At 70.4% G+C, this 18,263-nt stretch carries 18 protein-coding genes; 9 read left to right on the forward strand and 9 right to left on the reverse strand.

The features are described from left to right. Window positions 1-3 precede the first annotated feature (3 nt). The 3 genes from andAc to G3576_RS04340 are packed head-to-tail and all read left to right on the forward strand — an operon-like array spanning window position 4 to window position 1,962. On the forward strand, window positions 4-1,257 hold the full coding sequence (gene andAc / locus G3576_RS04330) for an anthranilate 1,2-dioxygenase large subunit AndAc (RefSeq protein WP_235951378.1): 1,254 nt from the start codon (window positions 4-6) through the stop codon (window positions 1,255-1,257). Then, complete coding sequence (gene andAd / locus G3576_RS04335) at window positions 1,254-1,730, forward strand: anthranilate 1,2-dioxygenase small subunit AndAd (protein WP_164693064.1); 477 nt, start codon at window positions 1,254-1,256, stop codon at window positions 1,728-1,730. Before andAc ends, andAd begins: the two co-directional genes overlap by 4 nt. 31 nt (window positions 1,731-1,761) lie before the next feature. Continuing rightward, entirely contained in the window at window positions 1,762-1,962 is a 201-nt protein-coding gene (locus G3576_RS04340; RefSeq protein WP_164693065.1) for a hypothetical protein, read from the forward strand. On the opposite strand, the gene G3576_RS04345 is transcribed toward G3576_RS04340, so the two are convergent. The 5 genes from G3576_RS04345 to G3576_RS04365 form a co-directional block, all read right to left on the reverse strand. Next, window positions 1,959-2,969 carry a serine hydrolase domain-containing protein gene (locus tag G3576_RS04345; RefSeq protein WP_164693066.1) on the reverse strand — a complete coding sequence of 337 codons (1,011 nt, stop codon included), beginning with the start codon at window positions 2,967-2,969 and terminating at the stop codon, window positions 1,959-1,961. The genes G3576_RS04340 and G3576_RS04345 overlap by 4 nt on opposite strands. 71 nt (window positions 2,970-3,040) lie before the next feature. Next, the gene (locus G3576_RS04350; protein ID WP_164693067.1) at window positions 3,041-4,690 is read right to left on the reverse strand and encodes a hydantoinase B/oxoprolinase family protein; all 1,650 of its coding nucleotides are present in this window, start codon (window positions 4,688-4,690) and stop codon (window positions 3,041-3,043) included. Beyond that, window positions 4,690-6,765: a hydantoinase/oxoprolinase family protein gene (locus G3576_RS04355; RefSeq protein WP_164693068.1), complete on the reverse strand. Its 2,076-nt coding sequence runs from the start codon at window positions 6,763-6,765 to the stop codon at window positions 4,690-4,692. Before G3576_RS04355 ends, G3576_RS04350 begins: the two co-directional genes overlap by 1 nt. Beyond that, the gene (locus G3576_RS04360; RefSeq protein WP_164693069.1) at window positions 6,762-8,027 is read right to left on the reverse strand and encodes a Zn-dependent hydrolase; all 1,266 of its coding nucleotides are present in this window, start codon (window positions 8,025-8,027) and stop codon (window positions 6,762-6,764) included. The genes G3576_RS04355 and G3576_RS04360 overlap by 4 nt, the downstream gene beginning before the upstream one ends. A 13-nt stretch (window positions 8,028-8,040) precedes the next feature. Next, window positions 8,041-8,829, reverse strand: a complete 789-nt coding sequence (locus G3576_RS04365; protein ID WP_164693070.1) for an SDR family oxidoreductase — start codon at window positions 8,827-8,829, stop codon at window positions 8,041-8,043. Between the two features lie 110 nt (window positions 8,830-8,939). Here G3576_RS04365 and G3576_RS04370 point away from each other — a divergent pair, with 110 nt between their 5' ends. The 6 genes from G3576_RS04370 (at window position 8,940) to G3576_RS04395 (ending at window position 15,449) form a co-directional block, all read left to right on the forward strand. After that, window positions 8,940-9,917, forward strand: a complete 978-nt coding sequence (locus tag G3576_RS04370; protein WP_164693071.1) for a 2-hydroxyacid dehydrogenase — start codon at window positions 8,940-8,942, stop codon at window positions 9,915-9,917. Window positions 9,918-10,106: 189 nt separating this feature from the next. Next, window positions 10,107-10,445 (forward strand): hypothetical protein, encoded by a 339-nt coding sequence (locus G3576_RS04375; RefSeq protein WP_164693072.1) that lies wholly within the window; start codon window positions 10,107-10,109, stop codon window positions 10,443-10,445. A 131-nt stretch (window positions 10,446-10,576) separates the two neighbouring features. Then, entirely contained in the window at window positions 10,577-11,218 is a 642-nt protein-coding gene (locus G3576_RS04380) for a flavin reductase family protein (protein WP_164693073.1), read from the forward strand. Between the two features lie 7 nt (window positions 11,219-11,225). Beyond that, complete coding sequence (locus G3576_RS04385) at window positions 11,226-12,920, forward strand: ABC transporter permease (protein WP_328728413.1); 1,695 nt, start codon at window positions 11,226-11,228, stop codon at window positions 12,918-12,920. A gap of 76 nt (window positions 12,921-12,996) precedes the next feature. Then, entirely contained in the window at window positions 12,997-14,466 is a 1,470-nt protein-coding gene (locus G3576_RS04390; protein WP_164693075.1) for a GH3 family domain-containing protein, read from the forward strand. A gap of 14 nt (window positions 14,467-14,480) precedes the next feature. Beyond that, a complete protein-coding gene (locus G3576_RS04395) occupies window positions 14,481-15,449 on the forward strand; it encodes an MBL fold metallo-hydrolase (protein WP_164693076.1) in 969 nt (322 codons plus the stop codon). A gap of 10 nt (window positions 15,450-15,459) precedes the next feature. On the opposite strand, the gene bfr is transcribed toward G3576_RS04395, so the two are convergent. The 4 genes from bfr to G3576_RS04415 form a co-directional block, all read right to left on the reverse strand. Further along, a complete protein-coding gene (gene bfr / locus G3576_RS04400) occupies window positions 15,460-15,945 on the reverse strand; it encodes a bacterioferritin (RefSeq protein WP_164693077.1) in 486 nt (161 codons plus the stop codon). Window positions 15,946-16,002: 57 nt separating this feature from the next. Further along, window positions 16,003-16,179 carry a (2Fe-2S)-binding protein gene (locus G3576_RS04405; protein WP_164693078.1) on the reverse strand — a complete coding sequence of 59 codons (177 nt, stop codon included), beginning with the start codon at window positions 16,177-16,179 and terminating at the stop codon, window positions 16,003-16,005. A 37-nt stretch (window positions 16,180-16,216) separates the two neighbouring features. Further along, complete coding sequence (locus G3576_RS04410) at window positions 16,217-17,269, reverse strand: extracellular solute-binding protein (RefSeq protein ID WP_164693079.1); 1,053 nt, start codon at window positions 17,267-17,269, stop codon at window positions 16,217-16,219. Window positions 17,270-17,346: 77 nt separating this feature from the next. Further along, window positions 17,347-18,240, reverse strand: a complete 894-nt coding sequence (locus G3576_RS04415) for a LysR family transcriptional regulator (protein ID WP_164693080.1) — start codon at window positions 18,238-18,240, stop codon at window positions 17,347-17,349. Between the last annotated feature and the right edge of the window lie 23 nt (window positions 18,241-18,263).

Genomic DNA, 18,263 nt, shown 5'->3' on the forward strand with positions numbered 1-18,263 from the left:
GCCATGGACCAGGCCCCCGTCTTCCCCCGCGCCGACGCCTCCCGCGTTCCCTATTCCGTCTTCACCTCGCCGGAGGTCTATGCGCGGGAACAGGAACGCATCTTCCGCGGCCCCACCTGGAACTTCCTCGGCCTGGAAGCCGAGATTCCGAAGCCCGGCGACTTCAAGAGCACCTATATCGGCGACACGCCCGTGGTGATGACGCGGGCGGAGGACGGCACGCTCGCCGCCTGGGTGAACCGCTGCGCGCATCGCGGCGCCGCCGTCTGCCGGCTGCGGCGCGGCAATGCCCTGAACCACACCTGCGTCTATCACCAGTGGAACTACACCGCGAAGGGCGATTTGCAGGGCGTGCCCTTCCGTCGCGGCATGAAGGAGATGGCGGGCATGCCCGCCGATTTCGACCCGAAGAACCACAGCCTGCGACAGCTGCGGGTGGAGAGCTATCGCGGCCTGGTCTTCGCGACCTTCGATGACGGCATCGGCGATGTCGCGAGCTACCTCGGCCCGCAGATGCGCCCCTATGTCGATCGCATCTTCGGCAAGCCGATCGTCTATCTCGGCTGCACGCGGCAATATTCGAACAGCAACTGGAAGCTCTACCTGGAGAATGTGAAGGACCCCTATCACGCCTCCCTCCTCCATTTGTTCCACACCACCTTCAACATCCTCCGCGTCGGCATGAAGGTCAGCACCACCACGGACGATACCGGCCTGCACAGCGCATTGCTGGTGGTGAAGAACGAGGAGGAGAATGCCGGCGCCTACAAGCAGCAGGCGATCCGCTCCTATGACGAGGGCTTCCGCCTGGAAGACGACAGCGTGCTCGGCATGATCCGCGAATATGACGAGCTGAGCACCAACCACATCCAGCCGATCTTCCCGCAGCTCGTCATCCAGCAGATCCACAACACGCTGGTGGCACGCCAGCTCATCGCCAAGGCGCATGACCGCTTCGAGCTGGTCTTCCACTTCTTCGGCTATGAGGACGATACGCCGGAGCTGCGCGCGCTGCGCATCAAGCAGGCGAACCTGGTCGGCCCCGCCGGCTACATCTCCATGGAGGATACCGAGGCGACGGAGCTGGTGCAGCGCGCCGTGACCGGCGGCGGCGATTCCTACTCCGTGCTCGACATGGCACGCGGCGCGGCCAATGACCTCGACAGCATGGTGAGCGAGGGCCTGGTGCGCCGCTTCTGGCGCGGCTACCGCGACCTCATGCGCTACGAGACCATCCCCGAACGAGGCATCGCATGAGCCCCGCGCTTCTGCTGCGGATCGAGATGCAGGACCTGCTCGACCGCTACATCGCCGCCATCGATGACGACCGGCTGGAAGACTGGATCAGATTCTTCACGGAGGACTGCCTCTACGAGATCATCCCGCGGGAGAATGAGGAACTGGGCCTGCCCGCGCCGCTGATCCGCTGCGACAACGCCGCCATGCTGCGCGACCGCGTCGCCAGCCTGCGCCACGCCAACATCTACGAGAAGCCCGCCTATCGCCACATGGTCTCCGCCCTGGTGGTGACAGCGTCGAGCGACACGGAGGCAAGCTTCCGCGCCAACTACGTCGTCGTGAACACCAGCCAGGAAGGCAGTTCCGCCATCTACCAGGCCGGCAGCTACGCCAGCACCGCGGTGCGGACGGCGGATGGCTGGCGGTTCAAGACGAAGCGCGTGATCTACGACACATCCCGCGTCCAGACGCTGCTCGCCTACCCCATCTGATCCCGGGCGGCCTTCGCGCGTTCCGGTGGGCATGACCGACACACCCAAGCCCACCGGTGCCCCCACTGGCGCCACCGAGCGCATGAACAGCGCGGATGCGGAGACGCCGAACACGGCGGCCAAGGTCCAGAAGCCCGGGGTCACCCGGAACCCCGACGCCAAGGTCCCCTCCGACCTCTACCCCGACCCGCCCGGCGTCACGGACGACACCAAGGGCGGGCCCGACGATTAGGCGCCGGCCCCGAAGGCCGGCAGGATCGCCTCCGCCAGCAGCGCGTGGCGCGTATAGACCTGCCCCGGCACGCGCGGCACATCGGGGTCCGACGTCATGACCACCGTCAGATCCAGCCCCGGCACCAGGTAGATCATCTGCCCGCCATAGCCCCAGGCGAAGATCACCTGCTGCCCACGGGCCTGCCCGACCCACCAGCCCAGCCCATAGGCCTGCCCGCTGAAGGCGGATTGGCCGAGCGGCCGCCAGGCCTCCGCCAGCAGTGCCGCCGGGATCACCTGCCGCCCGCCGGCGCGGCCGCCATTCCGGCAGCATTCCCCGAAGGCCAGCATGGCGCGCGGCGTCAGCGCCATGTCGTTGCCGCCGAAATGCAGCCCCTGCGGGTCCCGCCGCCACTCCGGCACGGTGAAGCCCATCGGCGCGCCGATCCACTCCTGCGCCAGGCTGCGCAGATCCCGCCCGGTCGCCCGCGCCAACACGGCGCCCAGGATGTGGGAGGTGCCGGTCGAATAGACCATCCCGCCGCCGGGTTCCGCCACCATCGGCCGCGTCAGCGCGAACCGCAGCCAGTCCGGGCTGCTGACCCAACGGCCATAGTTGCGGCCGGAGGTGCTCTCCAGCCCCGCCTGCATCGCCAGCAGGTGGCGCAGCGTGATCCGCTGCACCATCGGGTCCGCATCCCGCGGCAGGCGCGGCCCCAGCAGCGGCGCCACCCGGTCATCCAGCCCCACCACGCCGCGGGAGACCGCGACCAGCGCCATCATCGCCAGCACCGTCTTGGAGGCAGACTTGATGTTGGCCGGCCGGTCGAGCCTGGCACCGCGCCAGGCATCCTCGATCACCGCGACGCCGCCCTGCGCCACGATCAGCGTGCGCAGATCGGGCGTTGCCGCGGCACGTACCCGTGCGGCCTCCAGCAGCGCGGCATCCGGCGGATCGGCATGCGCCAGCGGCCGCGCCGCCAGCACCATCGCGGCCGACAGCGCCGCGCGACGAGTGAGGGTCATGGCCGCCAGATGGGGCGCGGAAGCCGCACCCCAAGCGCGCGTTACACCCTGAAAAGGCTGCGATCCCGTAATCAGGCGCCGTAGAGCGCGCGCGCCTGGTCCGGGCTCACCAGCCCATCCGCCACGTCGCGCTCCACCAGCGCGCGGTCGCGGGCCCTGGCGTCGCCCATGCCACCGCCGCCCGGCAGCTTCAGCAGCAGCCGCTTGCCCTTCGGGATCACCTGGTAGCCCTTGGTGCGGATGGTCGAGCCGTCATTCAGCCCGACCCAGCCGGAGGCCCCGTCGCCGCCGCCCTCCCGCCCCTTCGGCGCATTGGCGACGCGGTCGAAGATGGCGTTGACGGCGAACTCCGCCTCCCCCTTCGCGCCGATCTCCATCACCTTGCCGAAGCCGCCCCGCGTGCGCCCGGCGCCGGCGGAATCCGGGCGGATCTGGTTCTGCCAGAAGATCACGGGCGCGACGTTCTCCGTCGCCTCCACCGGCATGGTGCGCACGCCGCTGGGGAAGGCCGTGCCATCCAGCCCGTCCTTGGTCGGCCGCGCGCCGGTGCCGCCGGAGTTGAAGGTGATGATCTCGAAATCCGGCAGTTCCGCCGCCGCGCCGCTGACCTGCGCGCCACCCCGCAGCGGCGGATTCCACAGCGCCGAGGACCCCTCCGCATTCACGCGATCCGGCACCGCCTGGTGCAGGCAGCCCATCATCAGGTCCGGCAGCAACTGCCCCACCACATGGCGGACGGAGACGGGATAGGGCCGCGGCGCATTGAGGATACAGCCCTCCGGGATCTCCATCCGGAAGGGCGCGAGGGACGCCCAGTTGTTCGGGATCTCCGGCGCCACGACGCATTTGATGCCGAAGCACGCATAGGCGCGGCAATAGGCGGCCGGCACGTTGATGCCGCGGCCGGACAGGCCGGAGGTGCCGGCGTAATCGACGACGATCTCGTCATCCTTGATCGTCATCGCCGCCTTCAGCGTGACCTCGGATTCATAGCCATCCGACTTGATCGTGCCGCGATAGGTGCCCTTGGGCAGCTTGCGGATTTCCTCCAGCGTCGCGCTGAGCGAGGCGTCGAAGATGTAGGATGCGAGCGGGTCGATGCTCTCCATCCCGTACTCGTCCATCATCTCCACCAGCCGCTTGGCGCCGGCGTCGTTGCAGGCGCAGAGCGAGTAGATGTCGCCCTCCAGCTCCACCGGCGTTCGGCTGCCCATGCGCACGAAGTCGAAGAAGGTCTCGTTCGGGCGCCCTTCCTCGAAGCACTTCACGATCGGGATATAGAGCCCTTCCTCGAAGACGCTCCGCCCCTCCGGCCCCATGCCGAGCCCGCCGACATCGATGACATGCGCGGTATTGGCAAACAGCCCGACGATCGCGCCGTTGCGGAAGGCCGGCGTCACGACGGTCAGGTCATGCAGATGCCCGGTGCCGAGCCAGGGATCGTTGGTGATGTAATGGTCGCCCGGCTTCATGGACGCCGCCGGGAACTTCGCGAGGAAGTGGCCGACGGACTCCATCATGGAGTTCACATGCCCCGGCGTGCCCGTGACGGCCTGCGCCAGCATGCGCCCCTGCAGATCGAAGATGCCGGCGGAAAGATCGCCCGCTTCCCGCACCGTGGTGGAGAAGGCGGTGCGGATCATGATCTGCGCCTGCTCCTCCACCACCGCAACCAGGCGGTTCCACTGGATCTGGCGCTGGATTTTTTCGAGTGCGTTCATCACGCAGCCTCCCCGCGGGTGAGTTCCAGGTAGCCCAGCCCATCCACCCGGCAGCGCCAGCCCGGCCCCACCAGCGTGCTCGTCTCCGCCTCCGCCACGATGCAGGGGCCCGGCACGGTGCAGCCCGGCGGCATCGCCGGCCGGTCATAGACCTTCCACTCGGCGACCTCGCCCGTCGCGGTGTCGCGCACCTGCTGCACGCGGATGGGCGCGGGCGCCGGCGCATCCGCGACCTCCGCCACCGGCAGCACCTCCTCCGACACCGTCGCGACGGTCACGGCGAAGGCCAGGATCTCCACGTCGCTGCCCGGCACGGGACGGTCGTAGAAGCGCGTGTATTCGGCGTCATAGGCCGCGCGGATCGCGGGGATGTCCTCCGCCGTCAGCGCGCGCGCGGGCAGCACGACGCTGATCTCATGCCCCTGCCCGACATAGCGCATGAAGGCGAGCCGGTGCTCCGCGAGTTCGGCCCCGAAGGCGCCCTCCGCCACCACGCGCCGCGCCTCCTCCGACATCGCACCCAGCAGCGCATTCACCGCGCCGACATCAAAGGTCCTGAAGCGCTGGTAGAGGGACTTCACCACCTCATACCCTACCGGCGCGCGCAGGAAGCCGATGGCGGAGCCGACGCCCGCGCCGGACGGCACCAGCATGCGGTTCACGCCGATCTTCTCCGCCACGCGATAGCCATGCACGGGACCGCCGCCGCCGAAGGCGATGATCGCGCGCCCCGCATAGGATTTCCCGCTCTCGATGGCATGGACGCGGGCCGCATTGGCCATGTTCTCGTCCACCATCTCCACCACGCCGAGGCCCGCCATCTCCGGCGCCAGGCCGAGGCGTTCGCCCACGTCGCGACCCAGCGCCGCCAGCGCCGCCGGCTTGTCCAGCTTCAGCGCGCCGCCTGCGAAGAGGTCGGGCTCATACCGCCCGAGCGAGAGGTTCGCATCCGTCACCGCCGGATGCTTTCCGCCGCGCCCGTAGCAGGCCGGCCCCGGATCGGCGCCGGCGCTTTCCGGCCCCACCTGGATGCGGCCCATCGCGTCGCAATGCGCGATGGAGCCACCGCCCGCGCCGATCTCCACCATCTCGATCACGGGAATCCGCAGCGGCAGGCCGGAGCCCTTCTTGAAGCGCCCGACGCGCGCGACTTCGAAGCTGCGCGACGCCTGCGGCGCGTAGTCGTCGATCAGGCAGACCTTGGCCGTGGTGCCGCCCATGTCGAAGGACAGGACCTTCTGCCAGCCCCGCTGCTTCGCGACATGGGCGGAGAAGATCGCACCGCCCGCGGGGCCGCTTTCCACCAGCCGGATCGGGAAGCGCGCCGCCGTATCCAGCGTCGTCAGCCCGCCGCCCGACAGCATCAGGAACAGCGGGCAGGTGAAGCCGCCTTCCCGCAGCCCCGCCTCCAGCCGCTTCAGGTAGCTCGCCATCAGCGGCTGCACATAGGCGTTGGCGGCGGTCGTCGAGAAGCGCTCCCACTCCCGCATCTCCGGCGAGACCTCGCTGGAGAGCGAGATGTTCAGCTCCGGCCACAGCGCGTGCACGATCGCCGCCGCGCGCTGTTCATGCGCGGGGTTCACGAAGGCATGCAGGAAGCCGATCGCCAGGCTCTCGATGCCCTCCGCCTTCATGAAGCCGACCTGCTCCGCCACGGCCTTCTCATCGAGCGGCAGCAGCACGCGGCCCTCATTGTCCAGCCGCTCCGGCACCGTCAGCCGCCAGCGCCGCGGCACGAGGGGCTGCGGCAGGTCGATGTTGAGGTCGTACTGGTCGTAGCGGCTCTCATTGCCCAGCGCGAGGACGTCGCGGAACCCTTCCGTCGTCAGCAGCGCCGTCTTCGCGCCCTTGCGCTCGATGATCGCATTCGTCGCCAGCGTCGTGCCGTGGATCAGCAGCGTGATGTCGGCCGGCGTCATCGCCGCGCGCTCCATCACCACGCGCACGCCCTCCAGCACGCCGAGTTCCGGCGCATGCGGCGTGGTCAGCACCTTGCCGGTCCAGCGCTCGCCGTCCCTCTCGATGGCGACGTCGGTGAAGGTGCCGCCGATATCGACAGCAAGCCGAGCCGTCACTGCGCCGCCCCCGCCACCCAGCGCTGCACCACCGCGCAAGCCTGCGCAAAATCGTCCATCCGCATCGCTTCCTTGGGATTGTGGCTGCCGTGCTGGTTGCGCACGAAGATCATCGCGGCGGGGATGCCCGCCAGGTTGAAGGCGGCCGCGTCATGCCCCGCGCCGCTCGCCATGCTCATGTGCTTCACGCCCAGCTCGTCCGCCGCCTTCGCCAGCCCCGCCTGGATCGCCGCATCCATCGGCGCCGCGCGGCTCGTCGTCTCCCGCCCGAGCTCGAACTTAACGCCGCGCCGCGCCTCGATCTCCGGCACCGCCTCGTAGAGCGTCTCCATCAGCGCATCGACGCTGTGGGGATTGACGCTGCGGACATCGAGCTGGAACTGGGCCTCGCCCGCGATCTTGGTGAAGCCCGCCTCGGCCGTCGTGCCCATGACGCAGAAGGTCACCACCAGGCGGTGGCCCTGCGCCTCCAGCTGCACCCAACGCTCGTCGCAGCGGAACGCCAGCTCGGCCAGCGCGATCGCCGCATCCCGGCGATACTTCCGCGGCGTCGCCCCCGAATGATTGTATTCGCCGAGCACCCGCGCCGCGCGCAGGCGTCGCGATCCGGGGATGCCGGTGACGATGCCGATCGGCACGCCCTCGCCTTCCAGCACCGGCCCCTGCTCGATGTGCAGTTCCAGGAAGGCAGCGGTATCGGCGGCGGAGAAGGTCTTGCCGCCCGCCTCCACGAAGCCCGGATCGAACCCCTCCGCCCGCATGTGGTCCGCCAGGCTGCGGCCATTGTCCTGCCGCTTCACCTGAAGCTCCTCGGCCTTCAGCAGGCCGAGCGCGCCGCGGGAGCCGGGGTAGGAGATGGGGAACCAGCTGCCCGCCTCCTCCGCCCGGATCGCCAGCACGGTGACGTCGCGCGCCGGCACGAAGCCCGCGCGCTTCATGCCGGCGACGGCCGCGAGCCCCGTCAGCACGCCCGCCGCGCCATCGAAATTGCCGCCATTGGCGACGCTGTCGAGGTGACTGCCCAGCACGATGCGCTTGGCCGCGCGATCCGCGCCCGGCAGCGTCATCAGCAGGTTGCCGACAGGATCGGCGCGGCATTCCAGCCCGATGGCCTCCGCCGCCGCGCGGGCGATGGCATGCGCCTTCCGCTCGCCCTCCCCATAGGCGTCGCGGGTGATGCCGATGCCGTCGAACGTCGCCTCCCGCAGTTCATCGAACAGGCGTTCGGCCAGCGCCACATCGGGCGTCAGGTTCGGCAGCATCGGCAGGACTCCCTCAGAAGGCTTTGACGATGCCACCATCCACGCGGATGATGTTGCCCGTCATGTAGGACCCCATCTCGGAGGCGAGGAAGGCGGCCATCGGCCCGAACTCCTTCGCATCGCCGATGCGCCCCGCCGGGATGGTCGCGGCGCGCTCCTTCATCACCTGCTCCACCGGCACGCCGCGCTTCGACGCGATGTTGCCCTGCGTCTCCTTCTGGCGGTCCGTCAGGATGGCGCCCGGCGCGATGATGTTGCAGGTGACGTTGTCGCCCGCGACCTCGCTGGACAGGGACTTGTTCCAGCCGACGATGCTGGCGCGCAGGATGTTGGACAGCGCGAGGTTCGGGATGGGCTGCACCATGCCGGTCGAGCCCACGGTGATGATGCGCCCCCATTTCTGCGCCCGCATGCCCGGCAGCAGCTTCATCGCCAGGCGGATGGGGTGCAGCACGATCTTCGGGAACCACTCGGCGATCTGCGCCTCCGTGATCTCCAGCGCCGTGCCGGGCGGCGGGCCGCCATGGTTCAGCACCAGGATGTCGACGCCGCCCATCAGGCGCACCGCCTCATCGCCCAGCCGGTCCATGTCGGCCGCGCTGGCCACATCGGCCGGCACGCCATGGGCGGAAGCGGCGCCAGCCGCCTTCAGCTCACCCGCCACCGCGTCCAGGCTCGCCTGCGTCCGGCCGGAGATGACGAGATGCGCGCCCTCCGCCGCCAGGCTGTCCGCGATCGACCGGCCCAGGCCCTTGGACGCCCCCATCACCAGGGCGCGCTTGCCCTTCAATCCCAGATCCATGGCGTGATTCCCTCTCGGCAGAATGCGGCGGACCCTGCCGCCCCCGGTGGCGGCTGGCAAGCCGGGCCCGCTCTGCTAACGGTGCCCAAAGACCCGAGGGAGACTGTCCGATGCCGAAGCCCGTCCTGCTGCTGACCCGCAAGCTGCCCGACGCCATCGAGGCCCGCGCCGCACGGGACTACGACGCCCGCCTGAACAGCAGCGACGACCCCTGGTTCAAGGATGGGGCGGAGATCGCCCGCCGCGCGGCCGAATGCGGCGCCGCCGGCGTCCTCTGCGCGGCCGGTGATCCGCTGGGCGCCGCGACGATCGAGGCGCTGCCCCCCTCGGTCAGGATCGTCGCCACCTTCTCCGTCGGCACCGACCACCTGGCCATCCCGGCCGCCACCGCGCGCGGCATCACGGTGGCCAACACCCCCGGCGTGCTGTCCTTCGCCACCGCCGAATGCGCCTTCACCCTGATGCTGATGGCCGCCCGCCGCGCCGGAGAGGGGGAGCGGATGGTGCGCGCCCGGGCCTGGACGGGCTGGGCGCCGACGCAACTCATGGGCGTGACGCTGGAAGGCAAGAAGCTCGGCATCGCGGGCTATGGCCGCATCGGCCAGGAACTCGCCGCCATGGCGCGGGCCATGCGCATGGAAATCCACTACCACAACCGCAGCCGCGTCGCGCCCGAACTGGAACAGGGCGCCATCTTCCACGCCGATGCCCGGGACTTCCTGGGCGCCATCGACATCCTGTCGATGCACATCCCGGGGGGCGAGGCGACTCGGAAGTGGCTGAATGCCGAGAAGCTGTCCTGGATGAAGCCCGGCTCCATCGTCATCAACACCGGCCGCGGCGGGACGGTCGACGATCCAGCCCTTGTTACGGCGCTGTCATGTGGCCATATCCGCGCGGCAGGCCTCGATGTCTATGACGGCGAGCCGGCCATCCATGAAGGCTACTACGGCCTCGAAAACATCGCGCTCCTCCCGCATCTCGGGAGCGCGACGGAGGAAACGAGGAACGCGATGGGCCACCGCGCGCTCGACAATCTCGATGCTGTTCTGCTGCGTGGAACAGTCGCGCCGGATGCGGTGCGGTGATGCCATTTTGCCCTCACAGAGTGATTGACTTTAACATGGCGGTCACGGCCAACTATTTTTGGTTGCATACACTCAATAAACTTTCCACCGTTCGGATAGCGATAGGTTCGCCTCCGGATTCAATCTAACCAGGGGGACCCGCCCCCCAAGGCGGGTCGTGATGGGATGAGAAAGGCGGCTCGGATAACGTTGTTCGTCCAGGAACGTGACGGCAGCCTGGACGCGACGCCGGACCTCGAACTCCTGCACGCCCTGCTGCGGCAGACCCCGCTGGTGACGCGCAATGATGACGGCAGCCGCACCTATGTCTTCGACCTCGTCGAACCCGGAAGCGCATCGCAGGACCTCGAATTCGCCAACCGGATGCTGTCCCTCGAATCCCTGAAGGCCTGCAGCCTGGCGCTTGGCCGCACGGCCCGGGCCATGGGCCTGCCCCTGACCGCCGCGCTGGCGGATTCGGCGGAGGTGGTGGCGGAAGCGGAACTCCGTTCGCTCATGCCCGCCCCCCGCCAGCGCATGCAGGCCTAGCCACGAGCGCGCCGTCTCACCGGACGGCACGGCCGAGGCACCATCCCGCAACGGACGCCCCTCGACAGGCATCCCCGCCGGCGTCAGTTTCGCCGCGCCATCTCACGCCGCAGGCAGACCGGGACCGGACCATGCTCTTCGACTTCGACGCGATGCCCCATGGCAACCGCTACAAGCTGCTCGTCTCCTGCGTCGTGCCGCGCCCCATCGCCTGGGTCGTGTCCCGCGACGCCGCCGGCGTGCTGAACGCCGCGCCCTATTCCTTCTTCAACGTCTTCGGGGAGGATCCGGCGGTCGTCGCCATCTCCTGCGGCCCGCGGCCGGAAGGCTCGGCCAAGGACACGCTGGCCAACATCCAGGCCACCGGCGAATTCACCGTCTGCCTCGTCCCGCATGCGCTGGCGGAGCAGATGGTCGTCACCGCCGCCGATTTCCCGCCCGGGGTCGATGAACTGGCGGAAGCCGGGCTCGCCACCATCCCCTCCACGAAGATCGCCACGCCGCGCATCGCCGACAGCCCGGTCGCGATGGAATGCACGCTCTGGAAGATCATCCCCGTCGGCGTCCATTCGATGGTGATGGGGGAGGTCAAGGCGATGCATGTGGCGGATGAGGCGGTGATGAACCCCGAGCGCGCCTATATCGACACGCCGGTGCTCGACCTCGTCGGCCGCATGCATGGCCGCGGCTGGTACTCCACCACGCGGGACCGCGTCGAATTCCCGCGCATCACGCCGGCGGAATGGGCCGCGCGGAAGAAGGCCACGGAGTAGCCCCACCGTGTCGGGCAGCCTGGCCGGGGCGGCGCTGACGCCGCGCGCGCCCACGGCGCCCCGCCGCCGACGCGCCGCGCCGCTCTGGGCCTGGGCGGCGGTGCTGGCGGCGCTGCTCATCACCGCGCCGCTCGCCTCCGTCCTGGTCACCGCGGGCAGCGCCCTGCTCGCCGCGGGCGGCGGCCAGGCCTGGGCGCATATCCTGCGCACCATGCTGGCGGAGTTGCTGGTCAATTCCGTCCTGCTCTCCGTCCTGGTCGGGCTGATGGCGGCCAGCATGGGGGCCATCGCCGCCTGGCTCGTCTCCACCTGCGCCTTCCGCGGCCGGGCCGTGCTGGAAGTGGCGCTGCTGCTGCCGCTCGCCATGCCCGCCTATGTCTGCGGCTATGCCTATGTCTGGCTGCTGGACGTGGCGGGCCCGGTGCAGGAAGCGATCCGCGCCGCCACGGGGCTGCGCTGGGGCCAGTACTGGTTCCCGGAGATCCGCAGCCTGCCCGGCGCGGCCCTCATGCTCGCCGCCGTGCTCTACCCCTATGTCTACCTGCTCTGCCGCAACGCCTTCCTGCAGCAGAGCGTCTGCCTGCTGGAGGCGAGCCGCACGCTCGGCCATGGCCTGCCCCGCACCTTCCTGCATGTGGCGCTGCCCATGGCGCGGCCCGCGCTCGCGGCCGGCATCGCGCTGGTGACGATGGAGGTGCTGGCCGATTTCGGCACGGTGCAGCACTTCGCCGTCCGCACCTTCACCACCGGCATCTACGATGCCTGGTTCGGCCAGGGGGACCGGCCGGCGGCGGCGCAACTCGCAGCCTGCCTGATGGGCGTCGTCGCCCTGCTGCTGCTTCTGGAACGCCTCTCCCGCGGCGGGCGGCGCTTCCACCCCACCACCACGCGCCACCCGCCGCTGCGCCCGGTGGTGCTGCGCGGCTGGAAGGAAGCGGCCGCCATCCTCGCCTGCGGCGCGCCGGTGATGCTGGGCTTCGTGATCCCGGGCGGCACGCTGCTGGCCCTGATGCTGCAATCCGGCGATCCGCTGGATGCACGGCGCACCCTGCCCTTCGCGCTCAATTCGCTGACGCTTGCCGGCGTCACCGCGGTGCTGGCCGTGCTGCTCGGCGCCCTGCTCGCCTGGGGCAACCGCCTGCATCCCTCCCGCCTCCGCGCCGGTGCCAACCGCCTCGCCTCGCTCGGCTATGCGCTGCCGGGCTCCGTCATCGCGGTCGGCACGCTGGTGCCCTTCGCGCTGTTCGACAATGCGGTGGATGCCTGGATGCGGGCCCGCTTCGGCATCTCCACCGGCCTGCTGCTGTCCGGCACCATGGCGGCGCTGGTCTTCGCCTATCTCGTCCGGTTCCTGGGCGTCGCGCTCTCCGCCGTCGAATCCGGCCTGACGCGCGTGAAGCCCAGCCTCTTCGCCGCCGCCCGCGTGCTCGGCCGCCGCCCCGGCCAGGCGGTGCGGGAGGTGGAGCTGCCCCTCGCCCGCGGCGCCCTGCTGACCGCGGCGGTCCTGGTCTTCGTGGACACGATGAAGGAACTCCCCGCCACCCTCATCGTCCGCCCCTTCGATTTCGACACGCTGGCGGTGCGGGTCCATTCCCTCGCCTCGGATGAACGCCTGGCGGAGGCCTCGACCAGCGCGCTGCTGATCGTGCTGGTCGGGCTGCTGCCGGTGATCGCACTCGTGCGAGGCATGCGAAAGGGCTGACCCCGCGCCTGGACACGGGGTGCGACCGGGCCTTCATTCCCATCATGGGAAGGCACGACATGACGGGACGCGCCTGATGCTGGATGGCACGCCGTTCCTCGCGGCCTGGTCGCGCCGGCGCATCGCGGCGCTGTCCCGCCTCGACCCCGCCGCCACGCAACAGGCGCTGCTGCTGCACCTGCTGGCCCAGGCGCGGGAGACGCGCTTCGGCCGCGCCCATGGCTTCGGGGCCATCCGGGACGTCGCCACCTTCCAGTCCCGCGTGCCGCTCCGGCGCTACGAGGATTTCTGGCAGGAATGGTGGCGCGCCGATTTCCCCATCCTGCGCGACGTCACCTGGCCGGGCCGCGTGCCCTACATGGCGCTCTCCTCCGGCACCACGGCCGGGCGCACCAAGCGCGTCCCGGTCTCCGCCGGCATGATGCGGGCCCATCGCGGCGCGGCGCTCGATACCCTCGCCTGGCACCTGCACCACCACCCAACCACCCGCCCCTTCGCCGGACGGTCCTTCATCCTGGGGGGTTCCACGGCGCTCGACCTCATCGGCCCCGGTGTCCGCGCCGGCGACCTGTCCGGCATCGCGGCGCATGAGGTGCCCTGGGTGCTGCGTCCCTTCGTCTGGCCGCCGGAGCGAACGGCGCTGATGCCGGACTGGGACAGCAAGCTCACCACTCTGGCGATGACGACCCCGCGCCCGGACATCCGCGTGCTGACCGGCACGCCGTCCTGGATGCTGATGCTGCTGGCCCGCATGGGCGAGGCGAAGCCCTTCCCGAACCTCGAACTGCTCGTCCATGGCGGCGTCGCCTGGCCGCCCTATCGCGACCGCATGGCCCCCTTCCTGCCGCCGGGCTGCGCGACGCGGGAAGTCTATGCCGCCAGCGAGGGCTTCATCGCCATTGCCGATCGCGGCGACGCGGAAGGCCTGCGCCTGACGCTCGATCGCGGCGTCTTCCACGAATTCGTGCCCCTGGCGGAGCTGGACCGCCCCAACCCCACGCGCCACTGGGCGGCGACGATCGAGACCGGCATCGACTACGCGCTCGTGGTCACCACCGTCGCCGGCCTGCATGCCTATGTCGTCGGCGACGTCGTCCGCTTCATCGACCGCGATCCGCCCCGGCTGCTGATCACCGGCCGCACCGCCTGGACCCTCTCCGCCTTCGGGGAGCATCTGGCGGGGCATGAGGTGGTGGCGGCGCTGGAAGGCGCCTGCGCCACGCTCCGCATCGCCCCCGCCGAATGGTGCTGCGGCCCGGTCTTCGAGGGTGCGCGGGGCCGCCATCGCTTCCTGGTGGAGGCGTCGGGCGATGCCGAGGCCCTCGCCCGGCTGCTGGATGACGCGCTGGCCGCCGCCAATGCGGATTACGCCGCCCACCGCCAGGGTGGGCAGTTGCTCCCCCCCGCCGTGACGATGCTGCCTGCCGGCCGCTTCGAGGCCTGGATGCGCGCCACCGGCCGCCTTGGCGGACAGAACAAGGTCCCCCACATCATCGCCGACCCCAGGCGCTTCGCGGAGGCTGCCGCCCAGCTCGCGCCCGGCTGAGAAGGACCGCTACCATGCCCCTGACCCGACGCGATTCCCTCCTCGCCGGCTTCGGCGCCGTGCTGCTGCCTGCCCTACCCGCCCACGCCGCCGCCCCCTTCCGCGGCGGGCAGGTGGCGGGATGGTACCGCTTTCGCCTCGGCGCCTTCGAATGCACCGTCGTGTCGGACGGCGCCATCACCCTCGCGCCCCCGCACCCGACCTTCGGCGGCGGCGTCGCGACGGAGGCGGAGGTCACCGCCGCGCTGCGCCGCGCCTTCCTGCCGGAAGACCGGCTGCCCACCGCCATCAATTGCCTGGTCGTGAACACCGGCAGCCAGGTCATCCTGCTCGATGCCGGCGTCGGCGCGCAGCCCGTCTTCGGCCCTGGCACCGGGCGGCTGGTCGACTCGCTGATCGCGGCCGGCATCCAGCCCGGGGAGGTCGACCTCGTCGCCTTCACCCATGCCCATCCCGACCATGCCTGGGGCATTGCCGACGCCGCCGGCAACAGCGTCTTCCCGAACGCCCGCTACGCCATGTCCTCCACCGATTTCGACACCTGGACAAATGAGGCGATGCTGGCGCAGCCGGAGCCGATCCGCAGCTTCGTGCAGGGCACGCGCGCCGTGCTGCTGCCGCGGCGGGACCGCTTCGCCATGCTGGCCGTGAATGCGGAGGTGGCGCCCGGCATCCGCGCCGTGCCGACGCCGGGCCACACCCCCGGCCACATCGCCTTCCACCTGGAAAGCGAGGGGCAGCGCCTTCTGGTGCTGGGCGACATCGCCAACCACCATGTGCTCGCGCTGTCCCGCCCCGACTGGCCCTTCGGCTTCGACAGCGACGCCGCCCAGGCCGTCGCGACCCGTCGTCGCACGCTGGACATGGCGGCGACGGACCGGGTGCAGGTGCTGGGCTACCACTTCCCCTGGCCCGGCCTCGGCCATGTCGAGAAGGTCGGCCAGGGCTTCGGCTTCGTGCCGACGCCCTGGCAATGGGGGTGAAGGCCTGGCGCTATTCCTGGTCCGGCGCCGCGTCGCTGTTCAGCAGGATGTAGCGCTCGATCCCGATCTGGCGGATCAGGTCGAACTGGCGGTCGAGGAAGTCCTCGTGCTCCTCCTCATTCGCCAGGATCTTCAGCAGCAGGTCGCGGCTGACATAGTCCCGCACGCTCTCGGCATAGGCGATGCCCTCCCGCAGGTCGGCCAGCGCCTTCTCCTCCAGCTTGAGGTCGGCCTCCAGGATCTCCTGCACGCTCTGGCCCACCAGCACCTGGTTCAGCCGCTGCACGTTGGGCAGGCCGCCGAGGAACAGGATGCGCTCGATCAGCCAGTCCGCGTGCTTCATCTCCTCGATCGATTCCTCGTATTCCTTGCGCGCCAGCTTGGTGACGCCCCAGTGGCGGAGCGTCCGGCTGTGCAGGAAGTACTGGTTGATCGCGGTCAGCTCGTTGGTGAGCTGGATGTTGAGGTGTTCGACCACCTTGGGGTCACGCATCATGCGCTGGGGCTCCGGCCATTGGTGTTGTGCCCCGGAGCCCCAACCGAGGCCCGCCCTTCAGCGCGACGCCGTGGTGACCCCGGCCCGCACCATCTCCAGGATGGTCCGGGTGCAGCAGCCGCACTGGGCCTGGCAGCCGCAGGCGGCATACACATCATGAGGCCTGTCGGCGCCCGCCGCCACTGCCGCGGCGATCTGGCGGTCCGTCAAGACGTTACACAGGCAGATCACCACGGCGAGAGCCCCCCGTTAACGCTCGACTCGCCGCCGCTCAGCGCCAGCCCGCGCGCTGCATGATCCGCAGCGCCTCGGCCGCATTGGCCGCGGACTGCGTCGCGTGCACCGGCTCCGCCCGGAACTCGCCCATCGCCCGCAGCGCGGGGTGCAGCGGCACGCCGGACACCACCGGGTATTCCATGTTGCCCAGCGCGAAGATCTGCTGCGCCTCGGTGGTCGTCATGAACTCCATGAAGCGCACCGCATTGTCCCGGTTGGGGGAGGTGCGGACCAGCGCGACGCCGGAGATGTTCACATGCGTGCCGCGGTCACCCGCGCCCTGGTTCGGGAAGATCACGCCGATCCGCTCGAACAGCTCCCGGTCCGCCGGGTTCTGCGACGCGCCGAAATGGCCGAGGTAGTAGGTGTTGCTGATCGCGAGCTGGCACTGCCCCGGCGGGATGGCGCGGAACTGGTCGCGGTCGCCGCCCTGCGGCGGGCGGGCCAGGTTCGCGGCCACGCCGCGCGCCCAGGCCTCGGTCGCCGCCGCACCATCGGCGGCCAGGATGCTGGCGGCCAGGCTCACATTGTAGGGGTGGTTGGCGGCGCGGACGCAGATCTGGCCGCGGAACCGCTCATTCGCCAGGTCCTCGTAGCGCGCCAAGCCCTGCGGCACGCCGCGGGTCTTGTCGTACATGATGACGCGCGCGCGCTGGGAGACGGCGAACCAATGCCCCTCCGCATCGCGCAGCCCGGCGGGGATGCGCTCCTCCAGCGTCGCGGAGCGCACGCCCTGCGTCACGCCGGCATCCTTGGCGCGGGCCAGCCGCGCGGCATCGACGGTGATGAGCACATCGGCCGGGCTGTTCGCGCCCTCCGTCCGGATTCGCTCCACCAGCTGGTCGGCATCGCCCTCGATCAGGCGGACGCGGATGCCCGTCTCCCGCGTGAAGGCGTCATAGAGCCGGCGGTCGGTGTCGTAGTGCCGGGCGGAATAGACCGCGACCTCCCCGCGATTCGGGGCCTGGGCCTGCGCGGCGGGAACGAGGGCGGGCGCTGCCATCAGCAGCGCGGCGAGCATGAGGCGGCGGGGCGCGGTGGCGGTCATTGTGGGCCTTTCCGTGTGCGGCGACCCTGGCTTACCGCAACTGCGAAGCGTTCGCAAGAACAACCGGGCGCCCACCGCTACCCACCCGCCCGCGCCGCCGCCAGGAAGGCGCGGATCGCCGGCGTGCCCGCGAGGCGCTTCGGGTAGTACAGGAACAGCCCCGGCTCCGTGATCGCGCTCCCCGGCAGCAACTGCCGCAGCCTGCCCTCCCGGATCGCGCCCCGCACCGCGGGTTCGAAGACATAGGCGATGCCGATGCCGGCCAGCGCCAGGTCGCGCGCGAAGCCCGGATCGCTGACGCGCACCGTGCCCGCCACCTCCACCGCCACATCCCGCCCACCCTCCTGCATCTCCCAGGCATAGACACGGCCGGAGGCCAGCAGCCGGAAGCCGATGCAGTTGTGCCGGGCGAGGTCGGCGATGGAGGCGGGCTCCCCATGCTCCGCCAGGTAGGCGGGCGAGGCCACCAGGATCGCCTGGAATGGCGGCGTGAGGCGCATCGCCACCATGTCGGCGGCGATCATCTCGCCCAGCCTGATGCCGGCATCGAATCCGCCGGCGACGATGTCGCCCAGCGCATCGTCGCTCGCCACCTCCACCGTCAGCGCGGGATGCGCCCGCGCCAGCCGGGCCAGGATCGGCGCCATCACCAGCTCCACCGCGATCCGCGGCGCGTTGATCCGCAGCAGCCCCGCGACCTCCCCCTGCCCCGCCTTCAGCGTGGCCGCCACCCCGCCGATCTCCTCCAGCGCCCGGCCCGCCACCGCCGCGAAACGCTCCCCCGCCTCCGTCAGCGCGACGCTGCGGGTGGTGCGGCGGAACAGCGGCGTGCCCAGCCGGTCCTCCACCAGCCGCACGGCGTGGCTGACGGCGGAGGCCCCCATGCCGAGTTCCGCCGCCGCGGCCGCGAAGCTGCGATGCCGCGCCACGGCGACGATGGCGGGCAGATGGGGCAGCAGGGTCCGGTCCATTCATGAGCCATATCGCATGACCC

The organism is Falsiroseomonas algicola (assembly GCF_011040385.1).
Lineage (GTDB): Bacteria > Pseudomonadota > Alphaproteobacteria > Acetobacterales > Acetobacteraceae > Falsiroseomonas > Falsiroseomonas algicola.